This window comes from Dactylosporangium sp. CA-139066, assembly GCF_050936175.1.
GTDB lineage: Bacteria > Actinomycetota > Actinomycetes > Mycobacteriales > Micromonosporaceae > Dactylosporangium.
Window position 1 is genome coordinate 3,667,923 of sequence record NZ_JBNJNH010000001.1, and the last position, 16,774, is coordinate 3,684,696.

The window sequence follows — 16,774 nt, forward strand, 5'->3', positions numbered from 1 at the left end:
GTCCGGAGATCGATTATGTGGGCCGTGCTACGGTTTTTCGGAGCGAACCGGCGTGGAACCGACCACCGCCTCTATGCCGTACGCGACCGCCTCGATCTCGGCGGGGGAGAAGCAGGCCGTGTCCACGTCGAGCGTGAGCCGGACCGCGCCGGGGACGTCATCCGCGTGCAGGAACAGCGGCTCCGTGGGCCCGGGCGGCGGCGCGAGCCACTCGGCGACGCCGGGGCGGTCGGCCTTCGCGGGGTCGCCGAAGGCGGTGGCGGCGGCGCCCGTCGTGCGGCGGTCGTTGAAGCACGCCGTGGCGACGTCCGGGATCGCGAACGGGTCGTAGTAGGCGTACTTGCGGGCCGGGAGCGCGGCGCGGGCGACGCGGGCGATCACGTCGTCGAAGCCGGCGGCGCTGTCGACGACGCACAGGCCCAGCTGCGTGATCGGGCTGACCACTGTGGACAGTTCGCGGCGGAAGCGGTTGCTGACGACCTGGCGCACCGCGATCGTGGCGTGGCCGGTCACCTGGGACAGCGCCGCGAAGTAGGCGGCGAGCAGGACCGTGGACTCGTCGACGCCGGTGCGGGCCGCGATCTGCGGGAGGCGGGCGGCCAGGCGGGGGGACTCGAGGACGCACTTGCGGTAGCGGGGGGCGGGTGCGTCACGTTCGGGGGCGAACGAACCGAGCGACGGCGCGTGGCGCTCCCAGTGGCGTAGCGCGGCCGTGTGCTGGCGGATTCCCGCCGCGGAGGACTGCCACTCGACGATGTCCAGCGGGCGCAGGCCCTCGACCGGGGTCGTCAGGCGGCGGGTCACCTCGTCGATCATGATGGCCGCGCCCAGGCCGTCCGTGACCAGGTGGGGCATGATCGCGACCATCCTCGCGGGGGTGCCGTGCTGGCAGATGACCGCCATTCGCGACGGCCAGTCGGTGGTCAGATCCGGGGTTGTGCTGCGGTAGAACGACTCCACGACGGCGGCGACGTCGTTCGGGTCCGAACCGTCTGCCTCCGCGACGTCCAGCCTTGCCACGCCGGACGCGGCGACTACCTGGTGTGACCACGCGGAATGGCCCTGCGGCGCGACGAGGCGGGTGCGGAAGGACTGGTAGCGCTCCAGCGTGTACCGCAGCTCGGCCGCCACGTCCGCCACCGTTGTGCCGGGTGGGACCGGGCGGTGGCCGCCCATCGGCATCCACGAGCGCTCCCGCCGCATCGCCGCGACCATCGCCCGCTGGCCCCACGTCAGCTCCGCGACGACCGCGGCCTCGCCCTCGCCGGAGTCCGCAGCGGAGAACGGAACATCGACCGGAGTCAGGTCCATCGGCACAGGATCGGCATTGAGCCCGGCGGTCACAAGTCTGGCGCCAGGATCACTTTTCCGGTAATGCGCGGGGCGCCGGGGGCCCGGGCCGCGATGCGATGGGCCTCGGCGGCCGACGACAGCGGCAGCACGTGCCGACCGCCGGGCGCAGCGTGCCGTCGCCGAATGCGCGTACCAGCTGCAGGAACGCCGGGCGGTCGAACGCCACCGACACCACGTGCGGGGCGATGCCGCGCGACGGGGCGAACGGGCCGCCGGGGATCCAGTACTCGGGGACGACCGTGACGTAACGGCCGCCGTCGCGCACCCGGTCGAACGCGGCCCGCGCCGCGGCGCCGCCGGCGACGTCGAGGGCGGCGTCGACCGTGACCGACAAGTCCGAAACATCCGTGACAACCGTGATGCCGCGGGCGGTGGCCAGCTGGGCGGCGAAGCCGGCGACCGCGCCGCGCGCGCTGCCGTTGATCAGCAGCGTGCGGATGCCGGGGCCGAGCGCGTCCAGCGACTGCAGCGCCGTCAGGCCGGCGAGGGGGAGCGCGGCGGCCGCGGTGATGTCGGCCGACGCGGGCAGCGGCGCGACGAGGGCCGACGGGAGGGCGACGAACTGGGCGTACCCGCCGCGCTGCGTCGCCTTGTGCAGCGTGAACCCGACGACCGGCGCGCCGGTGTCGACCCGCCAGCCGGCCACGTCGTAGCCGGGGACCAGGGGGAAGCGGACGGGGTCGGCCCAGCGGTACCGGCCGGCGACCATGCCCAGGTCGGCCGGGTTCACCGCCGCCGCCCCGACCCGCACGACGACCTCGTCGGGGCCGGGGGCCGGCATCGGTACCGTCAAATCGCGCAACGGCGCGCCGAACGCCTCGACGCCGGCGGCTCTCATGAACTCGTCACTCATGAAGCAGACGCTAGGAGCGGGCCCGAACAGGGGCCTTGACCTACATCAAGGCCAGCGAGTGACGCAGGCGACTGAGCGCCTCGGGCGTGATGCCGATGTAGGCGGCGATCTGGCGCTGGGTCAGCCGCGGTACCAGCGACGCCCGCTCGGCCAGGAACGCGCGGTAGCGGGCCGCGGCGTCGGCGCCGAGCAGGTCGCGGGAGCGGCGCTCCTCGTCGAGGAACAGCCGCTCGTTCATCGCGGCCAGCATCGAGGCCCACGCCGGGTGGCCGGCGCACAGCGCGTCGAACGCGGGGCGCGACGCGGTCAGCAGGTCGCAGTCCTCGAGGGTCTCGATGTGCTCGGCCGACGGGGCGCGGCGCAGCGCGGCCGCGTAGGCGCAGACCAGCTCGCCCTCGGCCCGGAACGCGTGGACCCGTTCGGCGCCGCCGGCGGCGGTGAGGTACAGCCGGACCAGGCCGCGGACGATGAACGACACCCGGTCGGACGGCTCGCCGGCCCGCTGCAGCAGCGTGCGGGCCGGGACGTGGTGCGGACGGAAGACCCGGTGCGCCCGGGCCAGCTCCGCGTCCGGGATCGGCGCCCAGCGGCGCAGCGCCGCGTCGAGCGCGCCGTGGCTCATGCCAGGCGGGCCGGGAAGCCGCCCGTCGCGACCGGGCCCCAGCGCTCGATCGTGATGCGCAGCAGGGACTTGCCCTGGGCGGTCATCGCCGCGCGGTACTCGTCCCAGTCCGGGTGCTCGCCGGCGATGCAGCGGTAGTACTCCACCAGCGGCTCGAGCGCCTCCGGCAGGTCGAGGACCTCGCCGACCCCGTCGACCTGGACCCAGGCGTCGTTCCACTCGTCGGAGAGCACGAGCACCGAGCAGCGCGGGTCGCGGCGAAGATTGTGCACCTTCGCCCGCTCCGGATACGTCGACACGACGATCCGGCCCTCGGCGTCGACGCCGCACGACACCGGCGAGGCCTGCGGGCGGCCGTCGGCGCGGGTGGTGATGACGATGCCGTGGTGGCGCTCGGCGAGGAACGCCAGCAGCGCCTCGCGGTCGACGCGGTCGTTGGTCGCGATCTTTCGGGCCATGATCCGACCGTACCCGCATCTGGCTCTCAAGAGGGAGGCCGGCCCGGCGCGGGGGAGTTCAGAATGAGCCCATGCGCGAACGGGCCGTGGACCTGCTCATCGCCGCGGCCGTCACCGCCGCGACGGTGTACCCCGTCGTCTGCTACTGGCCCTTCAACGCCGGCCTGCTCGTCCTCGCGCTGCTCTCCTCCGTGCCGCTGGTCTGGCGGCGGCGGGCGCCGATCGTGGTGGCACTCATGACCGGCATCGGCACGACGTGGCTGTCGGTGCTCGACCGGCTGCCGGACATGCCGTACGGGCAGCTGGTGGCCACCTACACGTGGGCCGAGCTGGCCACGCCGGCCTGGCGGGTGGCGTGCGTCGCGCTCACCGCGGCCGGCGTCACCCTCTCGCTGATCGTGCCGGACGAGAACCCGCCGTCGTTCGGGTACGTCGGGATGATGTTCGTCACCGCCTACGCCCTCGGCGCCGGCGTGCGGGGCCGCCGTGACCGCATCGCGTTCCTCGAGGAGCGGACCCGCCGGCTCACCGAGGAGCAGGCGGCCGCGGCCGGCGCCGAGCGGGCCCGCATCGCCCGCGACATGCACGACGTCCTCGCCCACTCGGTCGGGCTGATGGTGGTCCAGGCCGAGGGCGGCGCGTCCGTGGTGCGGGCCGACGCCGACCGGGCCGAGGCCGCCTTCGACGCGATCGCCGAGACCGGCCGGGAGGCCCTCGTCCAGCTGCGCCACGCGCTGGGGCTGCTGCGCGAGCAGGCGCCTGAGTCGGCCGGCGTGGAGGCGATCCCGTCGCTGGTCGAGCGGGCCCGCCGCACGGGCCTGGACGTGAGCCTCGACCGGGGACGGGTGCCGCCGCTGGATCCGCAGGTCGGCGCGACCGCCTTCCGGGTCGTGCAGGAGGCGCTCACCAACGTGGTCAAGCACGCCGGCGCCCGCAAGGTGCTCGTCACGCTGGGCGCGACCGAGGAGGGACTGCGGGTGACGGTCCGCGACGACGGGCGGGGCGGCGACGCCGTCTTCGGCCACGGCCTGTCCGGCATGCGCGAGCGGGTGGCGAGCGTCGGCGGCCGCCTGCAGACCGGCCCCCGTGACGACGGCCCCGGCTTTGAGGTCGCCGCGACCCTGCCCGCGGGCGGCTGAGCCGTGACCCTGCGTGTGGTGGTCGCCGACGACCAGGACCTCGTCCGTGGCGGGCTGTGCATGATCCTCGGATCGCAGCCCGACATCACCGTCGTGGGCGAGGCCTCCGACGGCCTCCAGGCCGTGGAGAGGACCAAAACCCAGGAGCCGGATGTGGTACTCATGGATGTCCGCATGCCCGTAATGGACGGCATCGCGGCGACCCGCGAGATCTGCGCCGCGACACCGGCGAAGGTGCTCGTGCTCACCACGTTCGACCTGGACGAGTACGTGTACGACGCCCTCCTCGCCGGCGCCAGCGGCTTCCTGCTCAAGGACATGCACCGCACCGAGCTCGTCGCCGCCGTGCGCACCGTCGCCGCCGGCTCCTCGCTGCTCGCCCCGGCGGTGACCCGGCGCCTCATCGCCGACGTCCTGCGCCACCGCCGCACGGCGGCCGTCCCGCCCGCCCCGGACCGCCGCCTCGACGCGCTCACGCCGCGCGAGCGCGACATCCTGCGCGAGGTCGCCCGCGGTCAGTCGAATGCGGAGATCGCCGCCGCCCTGTTCGTCACCGAGCACACCGTGAAGACCCACGTGTCGAATCTGCTGACGAAGCTGAACCTGCGCGACCGCGTGCAGGCGGTCGTCCTGGCGTACGAGTCGGGCCTGGTCCGTCCCGCGAACTAGACGCGTATCGTCCACTGTGGACCAGTGGGAGCGCCGGGTCGTCCTGCTTGCCGACCCGGCGCGCACGGTCGCGGCTGAGCGTCCACAGTGGACGCTTGGGGGGCTACTTGACGGCGTTCTTGCCGAAGCGCAGCTTCCACGGCACCATGGCCGACTCGAGCTGCACCTTGATGCTCATCTTCGACTTGCCGAGGGCCCGGTCGCTGAAGCGGATCGGCACCTCGACGATCCGCCCGCCGCGCTGGACGGTGCGGTAGTTCATCTCGACCTGGAACGAGTAGCCGTTGCTCGTGATCGAGGCGATGTCGATGCGGCGCAGCGTCTCGGCGCGCCACGCCTTGAAGCCGGCGGTCGCGTCCTTGACCTTCATGCGCAGGATCGCGCCGACGTAGAAGTTGGCCCACGCCGAGAGCGCCTTGCGGTAGAGGCCCCAGTCGCCGGCGACCGAGCCGCCGTGCACGTAGCGTGACCCGAGGACCACGGCGACGCTCGGGTCCTGCAGGGCCTCGACCATCGCCGGGATCGCGGAGCTCGGGTGGGACAGGTCCGCGTCCATCTGGATCACGATGTCGGCGCCCTCGTCGAGCGCGCGCAGCATGCCGGCGACGTAGGCGCGGCCGAGGCCGTCCTTGGCGGTGCGGTGCAGGACACCGAGCGTGTCGTTGGACTCGAGGGCCAGCTTGTCGGCCACATCGCCCGTGCCGTCGGGCGAGTTGTCGTCCACGACCAGAATGTGCAGGTTTGGCATAGCCAGCGCGGCCAGCTCGGCGACCAGCTTCGGCAGGTTGTCCCGCTCGTTGTAGGTCGGTACGACAACCGTGATCTTCTGCAACTCGTCTCGCACTCGTCAGTCCCCTAGCGCACGCCGCGTATCGAGAGTCTTCGGTCCCGATCTTTCCGTACGACCGGACCTTATCCGACCGACGGTTACGCGATGGAATCGCCCACCGCTCAGTAGCGGAACACTGCCACGGTCCGGCGCAGATCGCCAGCTATACCGTTCAACTCGGCGGCGGTTTCGGCGGTGCCCCGGGCGACCCCCGTGGTCTCCTCGGCCACCGCGGCGACGCTGGTGACGTTGTCGTTGATCTGTTGGGCCCGCCCCGCCACCTGCCCGACCGTCCGGCTCATCTCCGACGTGGTGGCCGACTGCTCCTCCACCGCGGCGGCGATGCTCGCCTGTGCGTCGCGGATCGTGCTGATGACGTCACTGATCTGTTCGATCGCCGCGACGGCGGCGGCGGAGTCGCGCTGGATCGCCCCGACCCGGGTGGCGATGTCCTCAGTCGCCCGGGCGGTCTCCTGGGCGAGATCCTTGACCTCGGTGGCGACGACGGCGAAGCCCTTGCCCGCGTCGCCGGCCCGGGCCGCCTCGATCGTCGCGTTCAGGGCGAGCAGGTTCGTCTGCTCGGCGATCGACGTGATGAGCCGTACGACCGTCTCGATCTCGCCGGAGGACTGGCCCAGCCGGCCGAGGACCCCGGCGGCGTCGGCGGCCTGGCGCACGGCGCGGTCGGCGGTCGCCGCGGCGTCGGAGGTGCTGCGGGCGATCTCCTGGATCGAGGCGCCGATCTCCTCCGAGCCGGTCGCCACCGTACCGATGTCCTGGCTGATCCCCTCGGTCGCCGCCGACGCCGTGCGCGCCTCACCCGAGGAGCGCACCGCGCTGGCGCTCATCGACCCGGCGGCCGCGGTGAGCTGCTCGGCCGCGGTCGAGACCCGCGCGACGTTGCCGTCGACCTCACGCAGCGAGGCGCCGAGGCGCTCCAGACCGCGGTTGAGCGCGCCGCCCATGCGGCCGACCTCGTCGCGCCCGGACACGTCGAGCCGGCCGCTGAGATCGCCGTCGGCGAGCGCCTCCAGCACGCGCACGGTCGCGCTGAGCGGCCGGGAGATCATGCGGCTGACCGCCATCGCCAGGAAGGCGGCCAGCAGTACGGCCGCGATGATGAGGCCGATGATCAGCGCCCGCGAGCGCGTGTAGGAGCTCTGGGCGTCACGCAGCGTGCCCTCGGCCTTGCTCACGACGCTCGCGTCGAGCTTGTCCAGCGAGCGCTGCGCGGCGTCACTGAGCGGGTCGGCCTTCGCCTTGCGCGCCGAGATGAACGCGTTCACGTCCGGCACCTCCGCCGTCGCCAGCGGCATGAGGTCCCGGTCCAGGACGGCGCGGTAGTCGGCCAGGGCCTTCTCGAACGCCTGGCGGTCGCTCGGATCGCCGGCCGTCGGCAGCGCCCTGAATTCTTTCCACGCCTGGTCGAGGGCCTTGTTGGCGGTGTCGATCGCGGCGAGGGCCTCCTGCGTGTCGGCCGGCGAGGTCACCAGCGTCAGGTTCGCGACCTGGTACTGGACCGTGCGGAACTGCAGCGCGACGTCGTCGAGGTCGCTGACGTCCTGCAGGTTGTCGTAGTACATCCAGTGCAGCCGGTCCTGGGCCGCGCCGAGCTGGTGGATGCCGAGCGCACCCACCCCGACCAGCAGGACACACACCACGGCCACTGTGGACGCGAGCTTCGCGGCGATCGGCAGGTTGCGAACCATGGCACTCCTTCCGTGCGCCCGACGGATCGGCCGTCGCGCCCGGAACCTGAGCATTTGTGCGCCGGGTCGGCCCCGGTTCAGTCGGCGCCCGGTCTGCCGATAAGAATCGGTCGGAGCGTGACCGGGGAGGTAAGCAGATGCGGATACAGCGGTTGGTGCCCGCCGGTGGCGCGGTCGCCGTGCTCGCCGCCGCGATCGGCCCAGCCGTGCCCCGCGACGGCGGCCGCATCGTCTTCGTCACCGCCAACCTGGTGCTCATCGGGCTGCTGACATGGGTGGTACACCGCACGTCGCGCCTGAGCGACCTGCCGCGCGCCACAGCCCGGTTCTGGGCGAGCCTCGCGCTGGCCCTGGCCGTCTACGGCCTCGGCATAGCCGCCGACCTGGCCGCCGCCGTGGCGCAGACCATGTCCGGGCGGCCCGTGCCGATGCTCGGCTCGCAGCTGGTGTACCCCGTTGCCGGCCTGCTCACGATGTACGCCGTGTTCCGCTACCCCACGACCGCCCGCACCCGGGGCGACAAGATCACGGTCGCGCTGGACACCGCCGTCGTGCTGCTCGGCGGCGCTTCCTTCATCTGGTACTTCGTGGTGGGCGCCCGCTGGGACACAAGCCACGGCTGGCTCGAGCTGTCGGAACTGCTCGCGCTGCCCTCGATGCTGCTCGTCGCCGGCTTCGGCATCCTCAAGATCGCCTTCGTGGGCGTGGGCGTCCTCGCCCGCCGGCCCCTGATCTGCTACGCGCTGTGCGTGGCCCTCTCGGCGGCCGGGACCACCATGCCCGACGGCGGCGGGCCCGTGCCGGTCGTGGCCAACGCGATGCTCCTGCTGTCGCAGCTGTGTTCGCTGACGGGGGCTGTCCTGCAGTACACCGTCAATGCCACCGCAACCGGCGGCACGGCGCAGCGGTCCGGTCGCCGCTCGTTCTCGGTGCTGCCCTATGGCGCTTCGGCGGCGGCGTTCGTCCTGCTCGCCGTCGTCGTGCAGCCCGCCCTGGACTGGCGGCAGTGGGGCGTGCTCGTCGCCGTGGGCCTGCTGCTGTGCTTCGTGACCGTCCGCCAGCTCGTCGCTCTGCGCGAGAACGACCGCCTGCTGGCCGAGAACCGCGCGCTGAACGTCCAGCTGCAGCGGCAGGCCTGGTACGACGAGCTCACCGGCCTGGCCAACCGCGCCCTGTACGCCCGGGAGATCGCCGCCGCGGTCGAGCGCCACGCCGCCGACGGCACCGACACCGCCGTGCTGCTCATCGACCTCGACGACTTCAAGCTGGTCAACGACACGCTCGGCCACGACGCCGGCGACGCCCTGCTGCGCGAGATCGCCGCGCGGCTGCGGCGTTCGGTCGGCCCGGACGACGTCGTCTGCCGCCTCGGCGGCGACGAGTTCGTCGTGCTGGTCGGCCACCCGACCCGCGCGGCGGCCGCCGACCTCGCCGAACGCCTCGTGACCGCCCTGTCCACCCCGGCCGACCTGCCCGCGGGCCGCGTCCGCGTCGGCGCCAGCATCGGCGTGGCCTTCGTCGGCGACGCGCCGGGTGCCGCGACGGAGGTGCTGCGCCGGGCCGACGTCGCGATGTACCGCGCGAAGGCCGCCGGCAAGCGCGGCAGCGACCTCACACTTTGGGCCCCCGCGTCGTCGTCGGAGTATGTCTGAATTTGCAGAGCCCGCGTCTTCCGACCGGCTCGAGCGCGCCGCGAAGGCGCTCACCGCGAACGGCTTCACCACCGAGCTCCTCGACGACGCCGCGGCGGCGCGGGCCCGTGTGCGGGAGCTGATCCCGGCCGGAGCCAGCGTGTTCACGGGAGCCAGCGAGACCCTGCGGCTGTCCGGCATCGAGGCGGACCTCAACGGCGGCGACCGGTACGACGCGGTCCGGCCGCGGGTCCTCGCCATGGACCGGGCCACCCAGGCGGACGAGATCCGCCGGCAGTGCGCCGTCCCCGACTTCGTCGTGGCGAGCGTGGCCGCGGTGACCGAGACGGGCTCGGTGGTGGTCGCCTCGGCCAGCGGAAGCCAGCTGCCCGCCTACGCCGGCGGCGCGGCCCGGGCGATCTGGATCGTCGGCGGGCAGAAGGTGGTCCCGGACCTCGAGACGGCGCTGCGTCGCCTGTCGGAGCACGCGCTGCCGCTGGAGAGCGAGCGGGCCCAGGTGGCGTACGGCCAGCCCAGCGCCGTGAACCACCTGCTGATCTCGCACTTCGAGCACCGCCCGTCGCGCGTGACGATCCTGCTGTTGCGCTCGGCGATCGGCTTCTGACAGCTTGTCGCTCGGCTTCTGGGAGCTTGGTGCTCGGCTTCTAGGAGCTTGTCCGCGAAATGTCGGGCGCTGGCGCGCCCGACATTTCGGATTTATACCCTGACAGGGGATTTATGGAACGTTGTAGAGATTCTCGCAGTCTGTGCCGGTTGGCGGGTCGATGCCGAATGGGGTCTCGATGCCGCCGTCGCCGTAGTCGCCGGTGATGCCGTAGGGGGTCGTACCGCTGTCCCCGTCGCTGCCGCAGTGCAGGGTGTCGCGGCCGGCCCCGCCGAACAGCGAGTCGATGCCGCCCTGGCCGTGCAGGTCGTCGTCGCCGTCCCAGCCGAAGATGATGTCGTTGCCGCGGCCGCCGTAGAGGATGTCCCCACCGTCGCCGCCGTCGATGTCGTCGTCGCCGTTCCCGCCGTCGATCGTGGCGTAGTCGCGCCAGTCGCCGCTGTTGCCGGCGGCGATGTAGTCGTCGCCGTCGCCGCCGCAGATGACGTCGGTACCGCCCTCGCCGTAGATGTCGTCGCTGCGGTCGGAGCCGAAGATGACGTCGTCACCGGTCGTGCCGTGGACCTCGTAGCCGTTCTTGCCGTGGGTGGCCGGCGTGCCGTCGGTGGCGGCGAAGATGGCTCGGGCGGGGCTGTACGGGTGGCCGAAACAGTCCAGCGCCGGCGTGCCGACCGGCCCGCCCGCCCACGCCGGCGCCGGGGCGGCCAGCGTGATCGCGACGGCGGCGGCAAGAAGGGTGCGTCTCATGGGGGTGTCCTCTCCGCTCGGATGCGCATCGATGACACCGCGCGTGGCGTCCCGGCTCCGCGTCGTACGACACAGAGCCGGGCCCTGTCGCTCATCCGACAGGCGTCCCCAGGAGCTCACTGATGCTGGCGTCGCCGAACCATTGCTCGTACCGCTCCGGCGTCCATCCGCGCCGCCCGGTCAGCAGGTGCCAGACGTCGGGATGGTTGAGTGCCCACAGGATGTCGGTCGCCTCGTCGACGTCTTTCTTGAGCGCGTGCTTGCGTTTCAGCGACTCCACGATCACCCGCTGGTTGGCGTGGAAGTCGGTCTGGATCAGCTCCCACAACGCGTCCACGTCCGGGTCCTGCGGTGCCGCATTGCGGATCGCCCGCAGCAGCGGCCCGATGCGCTCCTTGGCCCGCCGCGAGTTGCGCGCGTTGAGCCGCAGCTGCCGCACCGGGTCGGGCTCGGCCATCATCTCGGTGAACCACTCGACCTGGGCGACCGGCCGGTCCTCCTCCCCGCGCAGCAGCACGTCCCACACCGCGCGCAGCAGCCGGCTCTTCGTGTCGAACGCCAGATACACGGTCTTGAGCGAGACGCCGGCCTCGGTGGCGACGGCCGCCATGGTCGTGGCGAGGTACCCCTGCTCCTCGAACAGCCGTTGCGCGCCCAGCCTGATCTGCCGGCGGGTGGCCTCGGCCTGCTCGCGCCGCCGCGGTGACTCATATCGGCGCTTGGGGTTGACCCCGCTCGTCATTTGGCTACTATCTCACAGTATTCACTACTCGTTACGAGTAGCCAAATCACGAGGAGGTCAGCGATGACGACCGAGGTGCGCTCCGAGATCCATGGCATGTGGTCCGCAGTGGCTTCCGGCTGGGCCGAGCACGCGTCGTACGTCGACGCCCGCGCCGCCGCCCTGACCGCCGCGATGCTCTCCGCCGCCGCCGTGGCGCCCGGCCGCCGCGTGCTGGAGCTGGCCTGCGGCGCCGGCGGCACGGGCCTGGCCGCCGCGGCGCTCGGCGCCGAGGTGGTGCTCTCCGACGTGGCCCCGCCGATGGTCTCGGCGGCCGCGGCCCGTGCTCGTGAACACGCGAAGGTCACGTCCAAGGTCCTCGACGCCGAGGAGATCGCCGAGCCGGACGCCACGTTCGACGCGGTGCTGTGCCGTGACGGCCTGCAGTTCACGGTCGACCCTTCGCGAGCGGCGGCCGAGATTTTTCGTGTACTGCGCCCCGGCGGCCGCGTAGCCCTCGCCACCTGGGGCCCGAGGTCCGCGAACCCGTGGCTGGGCCTGGTGCTCGACGCGGTGAGCGCGGTCGCCGGTCGCCCCCTGCCGCCGCCCGGCCGTCCGGGCCCGTTCGCCCTCGACGATGCCGGCCGTCTGGCGCAGTTGCTTGCGGCGGCCGGCCTGAGCGACGTCGAGGTCCGCGAGGAGCCGATACCGATGCGGGTCGCGTCGTTCGACGAGTGGTGGTCGCGCACTCCCGCACTGGCCGGCCCGCTCGTCCGCGTGATGGCCGGCCTGTCCCCGGTGGACCGGGCCGAGATCGTAGGCCGCCTGCGGGTCGCGGTCGCGCCCTACGCCGAGGCGTCCGGCGCCCTGAACCTCCCGGGCGTGGGCCTGCTCGCCTCGGCGCGCCGCCCTGGGTGATCAGCCCCGCAACCGCAGCCGGGCGAGCAGGACGTGTACGTCGGAGGGCGGGTCAGGCGCCGGGGACCAGGACGACCTTGCCGGCCGTCGTTCCCGACTCGGCCAGCCGCAGCGCCTCGGCGGCGTTGCGCAGCGGGATGCGGGCGGCGACCTGTGCCGTCAGCGAGCCGTCGGCCAGCAGCGCGAACACGTTGGTCAGGTCCTCGCGCAGCCGCGCCTGGAACGCCGCGCGCCGGCGCCGCCCGGCCCACAGGTTGTAGAAGGTGGCGCGGCGCCCGTTGGGCAGGAGGTTCCACCACAGCAGCCGCCCGAACAGGCCGAGCACGGGCAGGCGGGCGTTGCCGGCGACGTCGCGGGTGGCCGCCGTACCGTATGAGACGAGCGCCCCGCCGCGACGGACGAGCCGCCAGGAGTCCACGATGCCCGGCCCGCCGACGTGGTCGAACACGGCGTCGTACCCGTCCGGCGCCAGCTCCCGAGCGCGGGCGGCGAGGTCGGGGGAGCGGTAGTCGAGCGGCTCGCCCCCGAGCGCCCGGACCTTGTCGTGGTGGCGCGGCGAGGCGGTGCCGACCACGCGGATGCCGTGGTGCCGGGCAAGCTGGGTGAGCGTGGAGCCGACGCCGCCGTTGGCCCCGTGCACGAGGATCGTCCCGCCCGCCTGGACTTTCGCGCTGCGGTGCAGCATCTGCCAGGCGGTGACCCCGTTGACGACGACGGTCTCGGCGGCCGCGGGGTCGACGCCGTCGGGCACCGGCACGAGGTCCCCGGCGTCGACGACCGCCACGGTCGCCCACCCGCCGATCTTGGTCACCGCCGCGACCCGCCGCCCGGCCAGCCCCGGATCGACGCCGTCGCCGACCGCCTCGACCCGCCCCACGAGGTCGTACCCGGGGGTGAACGGAAACGCCGGCTGGTCGTAGTACTTGCCGCGCCGCATCTGCTGCTCCGCGAACGAGACGCCAGTGGCCTCAACGCTCACGAGCGCCTGCCCGGCGCCCGGCGCCTCGATCGCCCTCTCTCGCACGATGAGCCCTTCGGGTTCAACAACCCCCGGCAACACGACCTCGGTAACGGCGGTGATCCCGTTCATGCCTCTCGACCTCCAAGTTTGTTTGTGTGCACTTACTTACATCCGCGCCCAGCAGCCGGCGGTCTCTTTCTCGCGTTGATCGCTCGCCGCCTGACGTCGCTTGGTTTGTTTGTGTGTACTGACTTACATCGGCGCCCAGCAGCCGGCGGTCTCTTTCTCGCGTTGATCGCTCGCCGCCTGACGTCGCCTGGTTCGTTTGTGTGTACTGACTTACATCCGCGCCCAGCAGCCGGCGGTCTCTCTCTCGCGCTGGTCGCTCGCCGCCTGACGTCGCTTGGTTTGTTTGTGTGTACTGACTTACATCGGCGCCCAGCGGCCAGCGGCCAGCAGAGTTGATCATTGCCGCCCGACGCTGCTTGTTTGTTTGTGTGCACTGACTTACATGGGCGGGCGGCGGCCGGCGGTGTCGCGTTGATCGCTTGCCGCCTGACGCTTGCTTAGTTTGTTTGTGCGTACTGACTTACAACTCCGGGCGCGAGTCGGCACTGTCGTCGCGCCTGCTTGGTGGTCGGTGTGGTGCCTGCTCGTCGCTGTGTTGCGTCTGCTGGTGGTCGGTGTTGTGCCTGCACGTCGTGCTGGTGTTGCGGCGCCGCGTGGCTGGTCGAGGCTCGCGGTGCTTGTCGTCGCAGTTGGTTGCGGGGTCCGGGTCGTAGCTCTTGTTTGTAAGTGTGGACTGACTTACATCCGCGGGCAGTCGAAGGTGGAGCACGTTGCGCGTTCGGGACCGGGTCGTCCGGTTTGTTTGTGTGCACTCACTTACAAGCGTGGGTGACAGGACGAGCCGGCTACTTCACGTGGCGCATGCCGGACGTCACCGCCTTGGCCCATGAGTCCCGCACGTCGTCGAGGCCGGCGGTGACGATGAGGTGGCACAGCTGGCCGTACGCGATGAACTCCTGGATCTGTGCACCGGTGGCGCCCAGGTTGGCCATGAAGAGCACCAGCCGCTTGTAGCCGGCCCGCACCGTTGCCCTGACCTCTTCGTTGTCGCTGGCGCCCTGGGCGTGGACCTGCAGCAACAGCAGGTCCTTGTCGGCGATGAGCTTGGCGTAGGCCTCGCCCATGGCCTCGATGCGCTGCTCCACATCTTCCGTGCCGGACTCCGCGACGGCGCGCTCCAGTGTCGTGTAGATGCGGTCGTAGCAGGCCTCGACCGCCGCCACGAACAGGCCCTGCTTGCTGCCGCCGAACAGGCGCAGTGCGTACGCCTCCGAGATGCCGGCCGCGGCGGCGACCGCGGTCACCGGGGTCGCGTGGTAGCCGGTTCGGGCGAACGTGGCCACTGCGGCGTTGAGGACGGCGGCCCGGCGGGCCTCGGCGGTGCTTCGCATGTAAGTCAGTACACACTTACAAACTTTCTCTGTCAACCCGCGTCCGGTCGTCCCGCGGGAGGGACGGATCGAGGACTCAAATGTCCGTAATTGTTCGGATCATCCCATCGCGGGGCATCGGAAAGCCGACGGGGCGGGCGGTGTTGGCGAGGCCGGTCGAGCGGTTCAGTTCGCCCAGACGTGAGGTCGGCCAGCGCAATCAACAGCGCAAGGAGCGGCGCAGACGGCCGCGCGAGTGGCCGCGCGAGTGGCCGCGCGAGTGGCTGCGGGAAGGGCGGCGCGAACGAAAACGCGAAGGGCGGCGCGGAAGAAGGCGCAGAGGACGGCGCAACGAGCGGCGCGGAAGAAGGCGCAGAGGACGGCGCAACGAGCGGCGCGGAAGAAGGCGCAGAGGACGGCGCAAGGAGCGGCGCGGAAGAAGGCGCAGAGGACGGCGCAAGGAGCGGCGCAACACGACAGCGCAAGGCCCGGGCCGTATGGCCCGGGCCTTAAGGAGCGGCGCGATCAGATGAGCCAGCGGTTGCGCTGGACGAAGGGGAGCTTCGCCCACAGCCGCCCCAGGCCCCAGGTGTGGCCCGCGTAGGCGGCGGCCAGCGCGATCATCACCGCAGCGTAGATGAAGTGGTAGTCGGTCAGCGGGTTGGTCGAGCCGGTGGGCGCGCCCGCCGAGGTGTGCTGGGCCGGCGGGAACTCGGCCAGCCACATCATGGCCATCATCAGGGTGCCCGAGGCGGCGGCGATGCGCAGGCCGACGCCGGCGATCAGGGCCAGGCCGACGCCGAGCAGGCCGAACATGAACAGGGCGTTGGCCCACCAGGTGCCGGCCATCGAGTGGAACGCGGACTCCAGCGGTCCGGCCTTCACCGAGCTCAGGAAGCCCTTGGTCGGGTTGCCGCCGTTGATCCAGGCCTTGGCCGACGGGGTCGAGTACCCGAGGCCGAGCAGCTTGTCGGCGAACGCCCACAGGAACACGAAGCCGGTGGCGTACCGGACGACGGCGAGCGCCTTCGCGGCGGTACGGGTGAGCATGCTGCCCGGGGCCTCGACCCGCTCGAGGTGGTTGGCGGCGGTGTGCTGGATGTGCGAGGTGCTCATGGCTCCGGCCTCCTGTTCGGCTCTCTTCGATGGCTTCAGCCTGCCCGCCGCGCCGCGTCCGCGCCTGTGCCGAAACGCCCCACCCGGAAGGACCGAAGACCCACCAGGGGTACGGTCGTCAGTCCCGCAGCCCGTTGTGGACGAACAGCAGCGGGCACCGCGAGTGGTACAGCAGGCGCTGGCCCACCGAGCCGGCCAGCAGCGCGGCGGCGGGTCCGTGGGCGCGGCCGCCGACCACGAGCAGGCGGGCCTCCCCGGAGACGTCGACCAGCGCGCTCGCCGGGTCGCCGGCGGGCGTGCGGGCGAAGGCGGGCACGGTGGGGTACTTCTGGTGCCACCGCTCCAGGTCGTCGGTGAGCTCGGCCAGCAGTGTCACCCGGTCCGGGTCCGGCGCCGGCACCGCGCGGACCGCGACGACCTCGCAGCGGTGCCGGGCCGCGTGCTCGAACGCGGTGGAGAGCAGCCGGTTGTCGGTGTGCGAGCCGTCGACGCCGACGGCGACCGGGCCGGTGCCGGCGTCGGCGCGGCCGCGCACCACGACGACATGGCCGCGGGCGCGCATGGCCACGCGGGTGCCGGTCGCGCCGTGCAGCGCCTCGGCCAGCGCGGTGCGGTCGTGGCTGCCGACGACGACCAGCGCGGGGCCGGCCGCAACGCAGGTGAGCACGTCGGCCGGGTCGCCGACGACCGTGCGGCCGGTGACCTCGAGCCCGGGCCGGGCGGCGCGGGTCGCGTGCACGGCCGCCGCGACGGTGAGCGTGGCCCACTCGCCGGCGCGGGGCGCGGCCAGGACGACCCGCAGCCGCGCGCCCTCGCGGGCCGCCTCGGCCGCGGCCCAGCGCAGGGCCGCATCGCTCGCTGCGGTGCCGTCGATGCCGACGATCACATCGGTGCCGTTCATGGCCGTCCTCCTTGCCATCGGTGGAGTTGTCCACTCTGGACGCTGCCACCGGCGGCGGCCGCCCGGCAGGGGACAACGGCTCG

The 16,774-nt window shown here is 72.4% G+C and carries 17 protein-coding genes; 5 read left to right on the forward strand and 12 right to left on the reverse strand.

All coding sequences use genetic code 11. The annotated features are described in order from the left end of the window. Positions 1–27: 27 nt before the first annotated feature. Genes ACQEVU_RS16745 through ACQEVU_RS16760 form a run of 4 tightly spaced genes read right to left on the reverse strand, consistent with a single transcriptional unit; the run spans position 28 to position 3,286 of the window. Positions 28–1,311, reverse strand: coding sequence for a condensation domain-containing protein (locus ACQEVU_RS16745; RefSeq protein WP_433324394.1), 1,284 nt, complete (start codon positions 1,309–1,311; stop codon positions 28–30). 49 nt (positions 1,312–1,360) lie between these two features. Next, positions 1,361–2,206 (reverse strand): alcohol dehydrogenase catalytic domain-containing protein, encoded by an 846-nt coding sequence (locus tag ACQEVU_RS16750; protein ID WP_433324396.1) that lies wholly within the window; start codon positions 2,204–2,206, stop codon positions 1,361–1,363. Between the two features lie 40 nt (positions 2,207–2,246). After that, positions 2,247–2,828, reverse strand: coding sequence for a Crp/Fnr family transcriptional regulator (locus ACQEVU_RS16755; RefSeq protein ID WP_433324398.1), 582 nt, complete (start codon positions 2,826–2,828; stop codon positions 2,247–2,249). Then, on the reverse strand, positions 2,825–3,286 hold the full coding sequence (locus ACQEVU_RS16760) for a PPOX class F420-dependent oxidoreductase (RefSeq protein WP_433324400.1): 462 nt from the start codon (positions 3,284–3,286) through the stop codon (positions 2,825–2,827). Before ACQEVU_RS16760 ends, ACQEVU_RS16755 begins: the two co-directional genes overlap by 4 nt. 71 nt (positions 3,287–3,357) lie before the next feature. Between ACQEVU_RS16760 and ACQEVU_RS16765 the strand changes: the two genes are divergently transcribed. Together ACQEVU_RS16765 and ACQEVU_RS16770 are read left to right on the forward strand one after the other, a co-directional pair. Continuing rightward, positions 3,358–4,425 (forward strand): sensor histidine kinase, encoded by a 1,068-nt coding sequence (locus tag ACQEVU_RS16765; protein WP_433324402.1) that lies wholly within the window; start codon positions 3,358–3,360, stop codon positions 4,423–4,425. Positions 4,426–4,428: 3 nt separating this feature from the next. Beyond that, the gene (locus ACQEVU_RS16770) at positions 4,429–5,094 is read left to right on the forward strand and encodes a response regulator (protein ID WP_433324404.1); all 666 of its coding nucleotides are present in this window, start codon (positions 4,429–4,431) and stop codon (positions 5,092–5,094) included. Between the two features lie 103 nt (positions 5,095–5,197). On the opposite strand, the gene ACQEVU_RS16775 is transcribed toward ACQEVU_RS16770, so the two are convergent. Together ACQEVU_RS16775 and ACQEVU_RS16780 are read right to left on the reverse strand one after the other, a co-directional pair. Beyond that, positions 5,198–5,938 (reverse strand): polyprenol monophosphomannose synthase, encoded by a 741-nt coding sequence (locus tag ACQEVU_RS16775; RefSeq protein WP_433324406.1) that lies wholly within the window; start codon positions 5,936–5,938, stop codon positions 5,198–5,200. A 107-nt stretch (positions 5,939–6,045) separates the two neighbouring features. Beyond that, a complete protein-coding gene (locus tag ACQEVU_RS16780; protein WP_433324408.1) occupies positions 6,046–7,632 on the reverse strand; it encodes a methyl-accepting chemotaxis protein in 1,587 nt (528 codons plus the stop codon). Between the two features lie 137 nt (positions 7,633–7,769). Between ACQEVU_RS16780 and ACQEVU_RS16785 the strand changes: the two genes are divergently transcribed. Both ACQEVU_RS16785 and ACQEVU_RS16790 read left to right on the forward strand, forming a co-directional pair. Then, positions 7,770–9,284, forward strand: coding sequence for a diguanylate cyclase domain-containing protein (locus ACQEVU_RS16785; protein WP_433324410.1), 1,515 nt, complete (start codon positions 7,770–7,772; stop codon positions 9,282–9,284). Beyond that, complete coding sequence (locus ACQEVU_RS16790) at positions 9,277–9,888, forward strand: LUD domain-containing protein (protein ID WP_433324412.1); 612 nt, start codon at positions 9,277–9,279, stop codon at positions 9,886–9,888. The genes ACQEVU_RS16785 and ACQEVU_RS16790 overlap by 8 nt, the downstream gene beginning before the upstream one ends. A 111-nt stretch (positions 9,889–9,999) precedes the next feature. On the opposite strand, the gene ACQEVU_RS16795 is transcribed toward ACQEVU_RS16790, so the two are convergent. Both ACQEVU_RS16795 and ACQEVU_RS16800 read right to left on the reverse strand, forming a co-directional pair. Then, positions 10,000–10,635, reverse strand: a complete 636-nt coding sequence (locus tag ACQEVU_RS16795) for a calcium-binding protein (RefSeq protein WP_433324414.1) — start codon at positions 10,633–10,635, stop codon at positions 10,000–10,002. Between the two features lie 91 nt (positions 10,636–10,726). After that, on the reverse strand, positions 10,727–11,377 hold the full coding sequence (locus tag ACQEVU_RS16800) for a TetR/AcrR family transcriptional regulator (protein WP_433324416.1): 651 nt from the start codon (positions 11,375–11,377) through the stop codon (positions 10,727–10,729). Between the two features lie 63 nt (positions 11,378–11,440). Here ACQEVU_RS16800 and ACQEVU_RS16805 point away from each other — a divergent pair, with 63 nt between their 5' ends. Further along, on the forward strand, positions 11,441–12,274 hold the full coding sequence (locus ACQEVU_RS16805; protein WP_433324418.1) for a class I SAM-dependent methyltransferase: 834 nt from the start codon (positions 11,441–11,443) through the stop codon (positions 12,272–12,274). 52 nt (positions 12,275–12,326) lie between these two features. Here the strand turns inward: ACQEVU_RS16805 and ACQEVU_RS16810 are convergent, their stop codons facing one another. The 4 genes from ACQEVU_RS16810 to ACQEVU_RS16825 all read right to left on the reverse strand — a co-directional run bounded on the left by ACQEVU_RS16810 (position 12,327) and on the right by ACQEVU_RS16825 (position 16,691). Next, a complete protein-coding gene (locus ACQEVU_RS16810; RefSeq protein ID WP_433324420.1) occupies positions 12,327–13,298 on the reverse strand; it encodes a medium chain dehydrogenase/reductase family protein in 972 nt (323 codons plus the stop codon). Between the two features lie 851 nt (positions 13,299–14,149). Continuing rightward, a complete protein-coding gene (locus ACQEVU_RS16815) occupies positions 14,150–14,695 on the reverse strand; it encodes a TetR/AcrR family transcriptional regulator (protein ID WP_433324422.1) in 546 nt (181 codons plus the stop codon). A 504-nt stretch (positions 14,696–15,199) separates the two neighbouring features. Further along, entirely contained in the window at positions 15,200–15,790 is a 591-nt protein-coding gene (locus ACQEVU_RS16820; RefSeq protein ID WP_433324424.1) for a hypothetical protein, read from the reverse strand. 118 nt (positions 15,791–15,908) lie between these two features. Continuing rightward, entirely contained in the window at positions 15,909–16,691 is a 783-nt protein-coding gene (locus tag ACQEVU_RS16825; RefSeq protein WP_433324426.1) for a universal stress protein, read from the reverse strand. Positions 16,692–16,774: the final 83 nt, after the last annotated feature.

Coding starts and splice junctions, on each gene's coding strand:
- ACQEVU_RS16785 (WP_433324410.1), top strand. CDS start 7,770: ATGCGGATACAGCGGTTGGTGCCCGCCGGTGGCGCGGTCGCCGTGCTC.
- ACQEVU_RS16805 (WP_433324418.1), top strand. CDS start 11,441: ATGACGACCGAGGTGCGCTCCGAGATCCATGGCATGTGGTCCGCAGTG.
- ACQEVU_RS16745 (WP_433324394.1), bottom strand. CDS start 1,311: ATGGACCTGACTCCGGTCGATGTTCCGTTCTCCGCTGCGGACTCCGGC.
- ACQEVU_RS16750 (WP_433324396.1), bottom strand. CDS start 2,206: ATGAGTGACGAGTTCATGAGAGCCGCCGGCGTCGAGGCGTTCGGCGCG.
- ACQEVU_RS16815 (WP_433324422.1), bottom strand. CDS start 14,695: ATGCGAAGCACCGCCGAGGCCCGCCGGGCCGCCGTCCTCAACGCCGCA.
- ACQEVU_RS16795 (WP_433324414.1), bottom strand. CDS start 10,635: ATGAGACGCACCCTTCTTGCCGCCGCCGTCGCGATCACGCTGGCCGCC.
- ACQEVU_RS16765 (WP_433324402.1), top strand. CDS start 3,358: ATGCGCGAACGGGCCGTGGACCTGCTCATCGCCGCGGCCGTCACCGCC.
- ACQEVU_RS16825 (WP_433324426.1), bottom strand. CDS start 16,691: ATGAACGGCACCGATGTGATCGTCGGCATCGACGGCACCGCAGCGAGC.
- ACQEVU_RS16780 (WP_433324408.1), bottom strand. CDS start 7,632: ATGGTTCGCAACCTGCCGATCGCCGCGAAGCTCGCGTCCACAGTGGCC.
- ACQEVU_RS16790 (WP_433324412.1), top strand. CDS start 9,277: ATGTCTGAATTTGCAGAGCCCGCGTCTTCCGACCGGCTCGAGCGCGCC.
- ACQEVU_RS16820 (WP_433324424.1), bottom strand. CDS start 15,790: ATGAGCACCTCGCACATCCAGCACACCGCCGCCAACCACCTCGAGCGG.
- ACQEVU_RS16800 (WP_433324416.1), bottom strand. CDS start 11,377: ATGACGAGCGGGGTCAACCCCAAGCGCCGATATGAGTCACCGCGGCGG.
- ACQEVU_RS16760 (WP_433324400.1), bottom strand. CDS start 3,286: ATGGCCCGAAAGATCGCGACCAACGACCGCGTCGACCGCGAGGCGCTG.
- ACQEVU_RS16755 (WP_433324398.1), bottom strand. CDS start 2,828: ATGAGCCACGGCGCGCTCGACGCGGCGCTGCGCCGCTGGGCGCCGATC.